The organism is Leclercia adecarboxylata (assembly GCF_035787115.1).
Lineage (GTDB): Bacteria > Pseudomonadota > Gammaproteobacteria > Enterobacterales > Enterobacteriaceae > Enterobacter > Enterobacter adecarboxylatus_E.
In genome coordinates, this window is the sequence record NZ_JALKTL010000006.1 from 25,385 (window position 1) to 37,767 (window position 12,383).

Consider the following 12,383-nt stretch of genomic DNA (forward strand, 5'->3'; position numbering starts at 1 on the left):
CCCAGCTTTCAGGATTATCCCTTAGTATGTTGAAAAAATTTCGTGGCATGTTTTCCAATGACCTGTCCATTGACCTGGGTACCGCGAATACCCTCATTTATGTAAAAGGACAAGGCATCGTACTGAATGAGCCTTCAGTTGTGGCCATTCGTCAGGATCGTGCTGGTTCACCGAAAAGCGTAGCGGCTGTAGGCCATGACGCTAAGCAGATGCTTGGCCGTACGCCGGGTAATATCGCTGCCATTCGTCCGATGAAAGACGGCGTTATCGCTGACTTCTTCGTGACCGAGAAAATGCTTCAGCACTTTATCAAGCAAGTGCACAGCAACAGCTTTATGCGTCCGAGCCCACGTGTTCTGGTGTGTGTGCCGGTTGGCGCTACCCAGGTTGAACGTCGTGCTATTCGTGAATCCGCTCAGGGCGCTGGTGCGCGTGAAGTTTTCCTGATTGAAGAGCCAATGGCTGCGGCAATCGGTGCAGGTCTGCCGGTTTCCGAAGCAACCGGTTCCATGGTGGTGGATATCGGTGGCGGTACTACTGAAGTGGCCGTTATCTCCCTGAACGGTGTGGTTTACTCCTCCTCCGTCCGTATCGGTGGCGACCGCTTCGACGAAGCGATCATCAACTACGTCCGCCGTAACTACGGCTCTCTGATCGGTGAAGCCACCGCAGAGCGTATCAAGCACGAAATCGGTTCTGCTTACCCGGGTGACGAAGTTCGCGAGATCGAAGTTCGCGGCCGTAACCTGGCAGAAGGCGTTCCACGTGGCTTTACCCTGAATTCCAACGAAATCCTCGAAGCGCTGCAGGAGCCGTTAACCGGTATCGTCAGCGCCGTCATGGTTGCCCTCGAGCAGTGCCCGCCGGAACTGGCTTCCGATATCTCCGAGCGCGGCATGGTTCTGACCGGTGGTGGTGCGCTGCTGCGTAACCTCGACCGCCTGTTGATGGAAGAGACAGGAATTCCTGTCGTAGTTGCAGAAGATCCACTGACTTGCGTAGCCCGTGGCGGCGGCAAGGCGCTGGAAATGATCGACATGCACGGCGGCGACTTGTTCAGCGAAGAGTAGTCAGGTGTGAAAGGGTAGCGGATGGCTACCCTTTCTCTCTGACGCGAGAGTACGCATAGCCTATGAAGCCAATTTTTAGCCGTGGCCCGTCGCTACAGTTTCGCCTGATCCTTGGGGTGTTAGTAGCGCTTGGTGTCATTATTGCCGATAGCCGCCTCGGTACGTTCAGCCAGATCAGAACGTACATGGATACCGCCGTCAGTCCTTTCTATTTTGTATCAAATGGTCCCCGTGAATTACTCGACAGCGTTTCGCAAACCTTGTCCTCACGCGATCAACTCGAACTTGAAAACCGCGCGTTACGTCAGGAACTGCTGCTAAAAAACAGCGAACTGCTGATGCTGGGCCAGTACAAGCAGGAAAACGCGCGTCTGCGCGAGCTGCTGGGCTCGCCGCTGCGTCAGGATGAGCAGAAGATGGTGACCCAGGTGATCTCCACCGTTAACGATCCCTACAGCGATCAGGTGGTCATCGACAAAGGCAGCGTTAATGGCGTGTACGAAGGCCAGCCCGTTATCAGCGATAAAGGCGTTGTCGGCCAGGTGGTGGCCGTTGCTAAGCTCACCAGCCGCGTATTGCTGATTTGTGATGCGACCCATGCGCTGCCGATTCAGGTTCTGCGTAACGACATCCGCGTGATCGCAGCCGGTAACGGCTGTACCGACGATCTGCAGCTGGAACATCTGCCGGCGAATACCGATATTCGCGTGGGTGATGTGCTGGTCACGTCCGGTCTGGGCGGTCGCTTCCCCGAAGGGTATCCGGTTGGGGTGGTCTCCTCCGTGAAGCTGGATACCCAGCGCGCCTACACCGTGATTCAGGCACGTCCTACCGCCGGTTTACAGCGCTTGCGCTATCTGTTGTTGTTGTGGGGCGCCGATCGTAACGGTAGCAACCCTATGACACCGGAAGAGGTGCACCGCGTGGCGAATGAACGCCTGATGCAGATGATGCCGCAGGTTTTGCCTTCGCCAGACTCCATGGGGCCGCCAGCGCCAGTCCCGGCGCCGGCAACAGGGCTGACCCAGCCACCGCCTGATGCGCCGCCGCCACCGCAACTCTCCCCGGGAGGGCAATAGTGGCAAGCTACCGTAGCCAGGGACGCTGGGTTATCTGGCTCTCGTTTTTGATCGCGCTGTTGCTGCAAGTCATGCCCTGGCCGGATGACATTCTCGTTTTCCGGCCAAACTGGGTGCTACTGATTTTGCTCTACTGGATCCTCGCTCTGCCGCACCGCGTAAATGTGGGCACAGGTTTTGTGATGGGTGCCATACTGGATCTGATCAGTGGCTCGACGCTTGGCGTACGCGCGCTGTCCATGAGTATCATCGCATACCTGGTCGCACTGAAATTCCAGCTCTTTCGTAATCTGGCACTCTGGCAACAGGCGCTGGTGGTGATGTTGTTATCAATGGCCGCGGATATCATTGTTTTCTGGGCAGAGTTTTTAGTGATCAACGTCTCTTTCCGTCCGGAAGTGTTCTGGAGTAGTGTAGTAAACGGTGTGCTCTGGCCATGGTTATTCCTGCTGATGCGTAAGGTCCGCCAGCAATTTGCCGTGCAGTAAAAGGTTTCTATGACGTCTCTATATCTTGCCTCCGGTTCTCCGCGCCGTCAGGAGTTGCTCACACAGTTGGGCGTCTCTTTTGAACGTATCGTTACCGGCATTGAGGAAAAACGGGCTGAGGGCGAAAGCGCTCAGCAGTATGTCTCTCGCCTGGCGCGGGAGAAGGCCCAGGCAGGCGTGGCGCAAGTACCGCGTGATTTACCGGTGCTGGGCGCAGATACCATCGTGATCCTTAACGGTGAAGTCCTCGAGAAACCGCACGACAGCGAGCATGCGTTCCGGATGCTGCGCAAATTGTCCGGGCAAACGCATCAGGTGATGACCGCCGTCGCGCTGGCAGACAGTCAGCATGTGCTCGACTGTCTGGTTGTCACCGATGTCACGTTCAGAGTACTCACAGATGAGGATATCGCCGGTTATATCGCCAGCGGTGAACCTATGGATAAAGCAGGTGCATACGGTATTCAAGGGTTGGGTGGCTGTTTTGTCAGGAAGATTAATGGCAGCTATCACGCCGTAGTCGGCTTACCGCTGGTGGAAACGTATGAGTTGCTGAGCAATTTTAACTCACTGCGTGAGGGAAGGGATAATTATGACGGCTGAATTGTTGGTAAACGTAACGCCATCGGAAACCCGTGTGGCCTATATCGATGGCGGTATTCTTCAGGAAATTCATATTGAGCGTGAAGCGCGGCGCGGAATAGTAGGCAATATCTACAAAGGTCGTGTCAGTCGTGTACTACCGGGTATGCAGGCGGCATTTGTAGATATTGGTCTCGATAAAGCGGCATTTTTACACGCCTCGGATATCATGCCGCATACCGAATGTGTGGCGGGAGAAGAGCAAAAGCAGTTCACCGTTCGTGATATCTCCGAGCTGGTGCGTCAGGGCCAGGATCTGATGGTGCAGGTGGTGAAGGATCCGCTGGGTACCAAAGGCGCGCGCCTGACCACCGACATCACCTTACCCTCCCGTTATCTGGTCTTTATGCCTGGCGCCTCGCACGTCGGCGTGTCCCAGCGTATCGAGAGCGAAAGCGAACGCGAGCGGCTGAAAAAGGTGGTGGGTGCTTACTGCGATGAGCAGGGCGGCTTTATTATTCGCACCGCCGCCGAAGGGATCAGTGAAGAAGATCTGGCTTCAGACGCCGCCTACCTGAAACGCGTCTGGACCAAAGTGATGGAGCGTAAAAAACGCAATCAGACCCGCTATCAGCTTTACGGCGAGCTGGCGCTGGCCCAGCGCGTCCTGCGCGACTTCGCCGATGCCCAGCTCGATCGCATCCGCGTCGATTCCCGTCTGACCTATGACGCGCTACTCGAGTTTACCGCGGAATACATTCCTGAAATGCCTGGCCTGCTGGAGCACTACACCGGTCGCCAGCCGATATTCGATCTCTATGACGTTGAAAACGAAATTCAGCGCGCGCTGGAGCGCAAGGTCGAGCTTAAGTCCGGCGGCTATCTGATTATCGACCAGACCGAAGCGATGACCACCGTGGATATCAACACCGGGGCGTTTGTCGGACATCGCAATCTGGACGACACCATTTTTAACACCAACATTGAAGCGACGCAGGCCATTGCGCGTCAGCTTCGTCTGCGCAATCTGGGTGGCATCATCATCATCGACTTTATCGATATGAGTAACGAAGACCACCGCCGTCGTGTGCTGCATTCGCTGGAGCAGGCGCTAAGTAAAGATCGCGTGAAAACCAGCATTAATGGCTTCTCCCAGCTTGGGCTGGTGGAAATGACCCGCAAGCGCACCCGTGAAAGCGTGGAGCATGTGCTGTGTAACGAGTGCCCGACCTGCCATGGCCGCGGCACGGTGAAGACAGTCGAAACGGTCTGCTATGAGATCATGCGTGAGATCGTTCGCGTGCATCACGCCTACGACTCCGACCGTTTCCTGGTCTATGCTTCACCTTCGGTGGCGGAAGCCCTGAAAGGGGAAGAGTCACACGCCCTGGCGGAAGTGGAAATCTTTGTCGGCAAACAGGTGAAAGTACAGATCGAGCCGCTCTATAACCCGGAGCAGTTTGACGTGGTGATGATGTAAAACGCAGCGTGCTGCGAGAAAACGGCTGACAAGGAGAGACGCGTGAGGCGATTGCCGGGGATTTTACTGCTTACAGGGGCAACGCTAATAGTGATTGTCGCGCTGCTCGTAAGCGGGCTGCGTCTGGTATTGCCGCATCTGGACAACTGGCGCCCGCAGCTGCTGGCGAAGATCGAATCCGCGACCGGCGTGCCCGTCGCGGCCAGCCAGCTCAATGCGAGCTGGCAAAATTTTGGCCCGACCCTGGAGGTGCGCAATATCAACGCGCAGCTGAAAGACGGCGGCCACCTTAATATTAAGCGTGTCACCCTGGCGCTGGACGTCTGGCAAAGCCTGCTGCACCTGCGCTGGCAGTTTCGCGATCTCACCTTTTATCAGCTGCAATTTCTGACTAATACCCCGCTGCGCAGTGACGATCAGGGCGAAGGCTTTGAAGCCAACCGCATCAGCGATCTGTTCCTGCGTCAGTTCGATCATTTCGATCTGCGCGACAGCGAGATTAGCTTTATCACCCTTTCCGGGCAGCGTGCCGAGCTGGCGATCCCCCAGCTAACCTGGCTCAACGGCAAAGAGCGTCATCGTGCTGAAGGCCAGGTCAGCCTCTCCAGCCTGAACGGACAGCACGGCGTGATGCAGGTGCGCATGGATCTGCGTGACGACAATGGCCTGTTGAATAACGGCAAAGTGTGGCTGCAGGCCGATGATGTGGACGTCAAACCCTGGCTGGGTGACTGGCTGCAGCAGAACATGCAGCTTGAAACCGCACGCTTTAGCATTGAAGGCTGGATGACCCTCACTAACGGCCAGTTCGCCAGCGGCGATATCTGGCTAAAGCAGGGCGGCGCCACCTGGCCGGGTAAAACGCGTCAGCATCAGCTATTGGTTGATAACCTCACCGCCCATGTGACCCGCGAGAAACAGGGCTGGCAATTCGCCATCCCCGATACCCGCATTACCCTGGACGACAAGGCGTGGCCGCGCGGCGCGCTGTCGCTGGCCTGGATCCCTGAGCAGGACGTGGGCGGCACCAACAGCAAACGCAGCGATGAACTGCGTATTCGCGCCAGCAATCTGGAGCTGTCGGGCCTTGAGGGACTGCGTACCATTGCGGCGAAGCTCTCTCCGGCGCTGGGCGAAGTCTGGCAGGCCACCCAGCCAGTTGGGGCAATCAACGCCCTGGCGCTGGATATTCCGCTGCAGGCAACGGAAAAAACCCGCTTCAACATAGCCTGGACCGATCTCGCCTGGAAGCAGTGGGAGATGTTGCCGGGCGCCGAGCATTTTAGCGGCACGCTGGAAGGCAGCATGGAAGATGGCCGTCTTGTGGCCCATATGCGCGATGCGAAAATGCCCTATGAAACCGTCTTCCGCGCGCCGCTGGAAATCGAAAAAGGGACCGCCACCCTCCACTGGCTGAAGAACGAGAAAGGCTTCCAGCTTGACGGACGTGACATCGACGTGAAAGCCAAAGCGGTGCATGCCCGGGGCGATTTCCGCTATCTGCAGCCGGCGGGCGACGAGCCCTGGCTGGGGATCCTGGCGGGCATCAGTACCGACGACGGTGCCCAGGCCTGGCGCTACTTTCCTGAAAACCTGATGGGCAATGCCCTGGTGGACTACCTGAGCGGCGCCATTCAGGGCGGGCAGGCGGACAGCGCCACCCTGGCCTACGGCGGCAATCCGCATTTGTTCCCCTATAAGCACAACGAAGGTCAGTTCCAGGTGCTGGTGCCGTTACGCAACGCCACCTTTGCCTTCCAGCCTGGATGGCCGGCGCTGAAAGACCTTAATATTGAGCTCAATTTCATCAACGACGGCTTATGGATGAAAACCGACGGCGTGGCGTTGGGCGGTGTAAAGGCCAGCAACCTGACTGCGGTGATCCCCGACTATTCAAAAGAAAAGCTGCTGATCGACGCCGATATTAACGGGCCCGGAAAAGCCGTCGGCCCCTATTTTGAAGAGACGCCGTTAGACGATTCGCTGGGCGCCACGCTCCAGCAGCTCCAGCTGGATGGCGATGTGAATGCTCGCTTACATCTGGATATTCCGCTGGATGGCTCCATGACCACTGCGGAAGGCGACGTCAGACTGAAAAATAACAGCCTGTTTATCAAGCCGCTGAACAGCACGCTGAACAATTTGACCGGCCAGTTCAGCTTCGTGAATGGCGATCTGAAAAGCGGGCCGCTGAGCGCAAACTGGTTCAGCCAGCCGGTGAATATCGATTTCTCCACCACTGAAGGTGAAAAAGCCTACCAGGTGGCGGTCAATATGGATGCCAGCTGGCAGCCCGCGCGGATGGACGTGCTGCCAAAAGTGGTCAGCCAGTCGCTTGAAGGCCGCGTACCCTGGAACGGCAAGGTGGCGATCGATCTGCCTTACCGTGGCAGCCCGCATTACAAGGTGGATATTAGCAGCGACCTGAAGAGCGTCAGCAGCGATCTGCCTTCACCGCTGAACAAAAATGCGGGCGAGCCGCTGCCGGTGAAGCTGAACGTCGACGGGGATCTCAACAGCTTTACCCTGACCGGCAATACCGGCGGGAAAAATCACTTTAACAGCCGCTGGCTGCTGAACCGCAAGCTGACGCTGGATCGGGCTATCTGGACCACCGACAGCCGCACCCTGCCGCCGCTGCCGGAGCAGGCGGGCGTTGAGCTGAATCTCCCGCCGCTGGACGGAGCAGAATGGCTGGCGCTTTTCCAGCGCGGAGTAGGGGAAAATGTGGATGATGCGGCACAGTTACCGCAGCACATCACGGTGCGTACACCCGCGCTGACGCTGGGGGGCCAGCAGTGGAATAACCTGAGCATTGTCTCGCAGCCTACGATCAACGGCTCTAAAGTTGAGGCCCAGGGGCGGGAAATCAACGCCAGCCTTCAGATGCGTAACACCGCGCCGTGGCAGGCGGATATCCGTTACCTCTATTACAACCCGGCCTCCGTCAGCGCCGGGAAAGGCAATAACGTCTCGCCGTTATCCAGCACCACGCGGATCAATTTTAGCGGCTGGCCCGATCTCCAGCTGCGCTGCGGCGAATGCTGGCTGTGGGGACAGAAGTATGGCCGTATTAATGGCGACTTCACTATCAAGGGCGATACCCTGACCCTGGCGGGCGGGCTGATCGATACCGGCTTCGGGCGCCTGACCGCCAACGGCGAGTGGGTAAATGGCGCCCGCGAGCAGCGTACCTCCCTGAAGGGGCAAATTAAGGGTAACAAGCTGGATGCGGCAGCGAACTTTTTCGGTATCTCCACCCCGGTTCGCGGTTCGTCGTTTGACGTGGATTACGATCTGCACTGGCGCGACATGCCCTGGCAACCTGACGAAGCCTCGCTGAACGGTATTCTGAAGACACGGCTGGGGAGAGGTGAAATTGCGGATTTAAGCACGGGCCATGCCGGGCAGCTGCTACGTTTACTCAGCTTCGATGCCCTGCTGCGCAAGCTGCGTTTTGACTTTAGCGATACCTTTAATGAAGGCTTCTACTTCGACTCCATCCGCAGTACCGCGTGGATCAAAGAGGGCGTGCTGCATACCGATGATACGCTGGTGGACGGGCTGGAGGCGGATATCGCCATGAAAGGCTCCGTCAACCTGGTGCGGCGTGAACTGGATATGGAAGCCGTGGTGGCCCCGGAGATCTCGGCGACCGTCGGCGTGGCGGCGGCCTTTGCCGTTAACCCGATCGTTGGCGCGGCGGTGTTTGCTGCCAGTAAAGTGCTGGGGCCGCTGTGGAGCAAAGTCTCCATTCTGCGCTATCACATTACCGGCCCGGTGGATAAACCACAGATTAATGAAGTGCTGCGTCAGCCACGCAAAGATGCACAGCAATGATTTGACGCGGGCAATTAATTGCCTCACTCTCAATAGATAAGATCTTAGATACGTCCTGTGGACGGCAACGAACGAGTAGCAAAACGATGAGTCTGAACCTGGTAAGTGAACATTTGCTGGCAGCGAACGGCCTGAGCCATCAGGACCTGTTTTCCATTCTTGGTCAACTGACCGAACGCCGTCTCGACTACGGCGATCTCTACTTTCAGTCGAGCTATCACGAATCCTGGGTTTTAGAAGACAGCATCATCAAAGATGGCTCTTATAATATCGACCAGGGCGTCGGCGTACGTGCCGTCAGTGGTGAAAAAACCGGTTTTGCCTATGCGGATCAGATTAGCCTGACCGCGCTTGAGCAGAGCGCGCAGGCAGCGCGTACCATTGTGCGCGACAGCGGTGATGGCCGGGTGAAGACCCTGGGCGAAGTGCAGCACTCTGCGCTCTATACCAGCGTCGATCCGCTGCAAAGCATGAGTCGCGAAGAGAAGCTGGATATCCTGCGCCGGGTGGACAAAGTCGCCCGTGCGGAAGATAAACGCGTGCAGGAAGTCTCTGCCAGCCTGAGCGGTGTGTATGAGCTGATTCTGGTGGCGGCAACCGATGGCACTCTGGCCGCCGACGTGCGTCCGCTGGTGCGTCTCTCGGTGAGCGTGCTGGTGGAAGAGGACGGCAAACGCGAGCGCGGCTCAAGCGGCGGCGGCGGTCGTTTCGGCTACGAGTGGTTCCTGAACCCGATCAACGGTGAAGTGCGTGCCGACGCGTGGGCGAAAGAGGCGGTACGCATGGCGCTGGTTAATCTCTCTGCCGTGGCAGCGCCTGCGGGTACGCTGCCGGTGGTGCTGGGTGCGGGCTGGCCTGGCGTGCTGCTGCACGAAGCGGTAGGACACGGTCTGGAAGGTGACTTCAACCGTCGCGGTACTTCCGTCTTTAGCGGTCAGATTGGCGAGCTGGTGGCCTCTGAACTCTGTACCGTGGTGGATGACGGCACCATGACCGATCGTCGTGGATCGGTCTCCATCGACGATGAAGGGACGCCGGGGCAGTACAACGTGCTGATCGAGAACGGGATCCTGAAAGGCTATATGCAGGACAAACTGAATGCGCGCCTGATGGGTGTTTCGCCAACCGGCAATGGCCGTCGCGAATCCTACGCACACCTGCCGATGCCGCGCATGACCAACACCTATATGCTGGCGGGTAAATCCACGCCGCAGGAAATTATCGAATCGGTTGATTACGGCATCTATGCGCCGAACTTTGGTGGTGGCCAGGTGGATATTACCTCCGGTAAATTTGTCTTCTCGACCTCAGAAGCCTATCTGATCGAGAAGGGCAAGGTGACCAAAGCGGTGAAAGGCGCCACTCTGATTGGCTCCGGTATCGAAGCGATGCAGCAGATTTCGATGGTGGGTAACGACCTGAAGCTGGATAACGGCGTTGGTGTCTGCGGCAAAGAGGGCCAGAGCCTGCCGGTGGGCGTCGGTCAGCCGACCCTGAAGGTGGATAACCTGACCGTCGGCGGTACTGCGTAGTTTACCCTCACCCTAACCCTCTCCCTTAAAGGGAGAGGGGATAGTCAGGTGCAGGGCTTAGCATTATTCCTTCCTTCCCCGCATCTCCTGAAACAGCGCCGCCACCTGCACAAAATAGTCCGTCAGATAGTTAATACATACCTGCACCTTCAGCGGCAGCTTGTCCTTTTCGGTATACACCGCATACACCGGACGCGGATCCGACTGATAGCGCGGGAACAGGATCTCCAGTTCACCGCTGTTGATCTCGTTGATCACCCACATTAGCGGCACGTAGGCGATCCCGGCGCCTGCCACCAGCCAGCGGGAGATAGTCATCGGATCGTTGGTCACAAAGCGTCCCTGCGGCAGTAGTTTTGTCGAGAGGCCCTCTGGCGCGATCAGTTCAAATTCGTTATCGGGGCGCACGCTATATTCCAGCCAGGCGTGGTTGCTGAGATCCGCCGGTTTTTCCGGGATACCCGCTTTGGCGAGGTACTTCTTCGCCGCGCACACCACCATCGGCATGCTCCCCAGACGACGCGAAAAGAGGCTGGAATCCTGCAAGGCGCCGACGCGGATCACCACATCCAGGCCATCGGCAATCAGATCCGGGGCGGGAATTCCGGTGACCAGATTCACCGTTAACCCCGGGTACTCCTGCAACATATCGGCGGTCATTCCCGCCAGGACATTTTGTGCCATAGTTGAAGAACAGCCGATGCGCAGCGTGCCGATGGGAGTGTTATTGAAAGCGTAGAGTTGTTCATGCACCGCCTGGGCTTCATACAACATTCGCCGACAGCCCTGATAATAAATTTTGCCGGCTTCCGTCAGGCCAAGGCTGCGGGTGCTGCGGTTAAGAAGCTTAACCTGGAGGTCATCTTCCAGTTTAGCGACGGTCTGGCTTATTGATGAGACGCTCATCTGTAACTGCCTTGCCGCGGCAGTAAAGGAGCCCAGCTCAACGACTTTGGCAAAAACTGACATCCGTTTTAGACGTTCCATTATTCACTCTGGCTTAAAAGTGATTTAGATCACATATGATAGATAACAGCATAACAGTTACGCTAATATATTATTAATACATTATAGCTACGCCACTCTCGCCCGGCTTTTCTTGCCACTTCTGCGGTGCCGTACGCTGAATAATTCTTTCGCCTGCTCGCTCTAATCAAGGTCAACATGAGTCTGTTTCCCGTTATCGTGGTGTTCGGATTGTCGTTCCCACCGATATTCTTTGAACTTCTTTTATCATTAGCGATTTTTTGGCTGGTGCGAAAGGTGCTGGTTCCAACCGGGATCTATGATTTTGTCTGGCACCCTGCATTGTTCAATTCCGCGCTCTATTGCTGCCTGTTCTATCTGGTATCGCGCCTGTTTGTTTGAGGTAGATGTGAAAACACTAACAAGAAAAGTCTCCCGTACCGCCATTACGCTGGTACTGGTCATCCTCGCGTTCATCGCTATTTTTCGCGCGTGGGTTTATTACACCGAGTCACCCTGGACGCGTGATGCGCGCTTTAGCGCTGACATCGTGGCCATCGCGCCGGATGTGGCGGGCCTGATCACCGCCGTCAACGTGCATGACAACCAGCTGGTCAAAAAGGATCAGGTGCTGTTCACTATTGACCAGCCTCGTTACCAGAAAGCGCTGGAGCAGGCAGAAGCAGATGTCTCCTACTACCAGGCGCTGGCGGCGGAAAAACGTCGCGAGGCAGGGCGGCGTAATAAGCTGGGGGTGCAGGCGATGTCCCGGGAGGAGATCGACCAGTCCAACAACGTGCTGCAAACGGTTCTGCATCAACTGGCGAAGGCCGAAGCGACCCGCGATCTGGCGAAGCTGGATCTCGAGCGCACCGTGATCCGCGCGCCCTCCGATGGCTGGGTGACCAACCTTAACGTCTATACCGGCGAATTTATTACCCGCGGCTCCACCGCCGTGGCGCTGGTTAAACAACACTCCTTCTATGTACTCGCCTATATGGAAGAGACCAAACTGGAAAACGTCCGGCCGGGTTATCGGGTGGAGATCACTCCGCTTGGCAGCAACCGGGTGTTGAAAGGCACTGTCGACAGCGTGGCGGCCGGGGTGACCAACTCCAGCGCCACCCGCGACAGCAAAGGGATGGCGACGGTGGATTCTAATCTGGAGTGGGTGCGCCTGGCGCAGCGCGTACCGGTACGTATTCGTCTGGATGAACAGCAGGGCGACCTGTGGCCTGCGGGAACCACCGCGACGGTGGTGATCACCGGCGAAACAGATCGGGATGCCCGCCACGACTCGCTGTTCCGCAAAATTGCCCACCGCCTGCGTGAGTTTGGTTAATCGC

The 12,383-nt window shown here is 57.1% G+C and carries 10 protein-coding genes; 9 read left to right on the plus strand and 1 reads right to left on the minus strand.

The window, feature by feature from the left end; all coding sequences use genetic code 11:
* The first annotated feature begins 26 nt into the window (after positions 1–26).
* From mreB to tldD, 7 genes are all read left to right on the plus strand, one after another.
* Positions 27–1,070, plus strand: coding sequence for a rod shape-determining protein MreB (mreB, locus tag MXM41_RS17435; protein WP_000913396.1), 1,044 nt, complete (start codon positions 27–29; stop codon positions 1,068–1,070).
* A 62-nt stretch (positions 1,071–1,132) separates the two neighbouring features.
* Positions 1,133–2,149, plus strand: a complete 1,017-nt coding sequence (mreC, locus tag MXM41_RS17440) for a rod shape-determining protein MreC (protein ID WP_325933344.1) — start codon at positions 1,133–1,135, stop codon at positions 2,147–2,149.
* On the plus strand, positions 2,149–2,637 hold the full coding sequence (mreD, locus tag MXM41_RS17445; RefSeq protein ID WP_032614566.1) for a rod shape-determining protein MreD: 489 nt from the start codon (positions 2,149–2,151) through the stop codon (positions 2,635–2,637). Before mreC ends, mreD begins: the two co-directional genes overlap by 1 nt.
* 9 nt (positions 2,638–2,646) lie before the next feature.
* Positions 2,647–3,240, plus strand: coding sequence for a nucleoside triphosphate pyrophosphatase (locus MXM41_RS17450; RefSeq protein ID WP_325933345.1), 594 nt, complete (start codon positions 2,647–2,649; stop codon positions 3,238–3,240).
* Positions 3,230–4,699, plus strand: coding sequence for a ribonuclease G (gene rng, locus MXM41_RS17455; RefSeq protein ID WP_039030638.1), 1,470 nt, complete (start codon positions 3,230–3,232; stop codon positions 4,697–4,699). The genes MXM41_RS17450 and rng overlap by 11 nt, the downstream gene beginning before the upstream one ends.
* A gap of 42 nt (positions 4,700–4,741) precedes the next feature.
* Positions 4,742–8,539 (plus strand): AsmA2 domain-containing protein YhdP, encoded by a 3,798-nt coding sequence (yhdP, locus tag MXM41_RS17460; protein ID WP_325933346.1) that lies wholly within the window; start codon positions 4,742–4,744, stop codon positions 8,537–8,539.
* 86 nt (positions 8,540–8,625) lie between these two features.
* Positions 8,626–10,071, plus strand: coding sequence for a metalloprotease TldD (tldD, locus tag MXM41_RS17465; RefSeq protein WP_325933347.1), 1,446 nt, complete (start codon positions 8,626–8,628; stop codon positions 10,069–10,071).
* 63 nt (positions 10,072–10,134) lie between these two features.
* On the opposite strand, the gene aaeR is transcribed toward tldD, so the two are convergent.
* On the minus strand, positions 10,135–11,058 hold the full coding sequence (aaeR, locus tag MXM41_RS17470; RefSeq protein ID WP_325933348.1) for an HTH-type transcriptional activator AaeR: 924 nt from the start codon (positions 11,056–11,058) through the stop codon (positions 10,135–10,137).
* 177 nt (positions 11,059–11,235) lie between these two features.
* Between aaeR and aaeX the strand changes: the two genes are divergently transcribed.
* Both aaeX and aaeA read left to right on the plus strand, forming a co-directional pair.
* The gene (gene aaeX, locus MXM41_RS17475) at positions 11,236–11,439 is read left to right on the plus strand and encodes a p-hydroxybenzoic acid efflux pump operon protein AaeX (RefSeq protein ID WP_325933349.1); all 204 of its coding nucleotides are present in this window, start codon (positions 11,236–11,238) and stop codon (positions 11,437–11,439) included.
* Between the two features lie 7 nt (positions 11,440–11,446).
* Positions 11,447–12,379 (plus strand): p-hydroxybenzoic acid efflux pump subunit AaeA, encoded by a 933-nt coding sequence (gene aaeA / locus MXM41_RS17480; protein ID WP_325933350.1) that lies wholly within the window; start codon positions 11,447–11,449, stop codon positions 12,377–12,379.
* Positions 12,380–12,383: the final 4 nt, after the last annotated feature.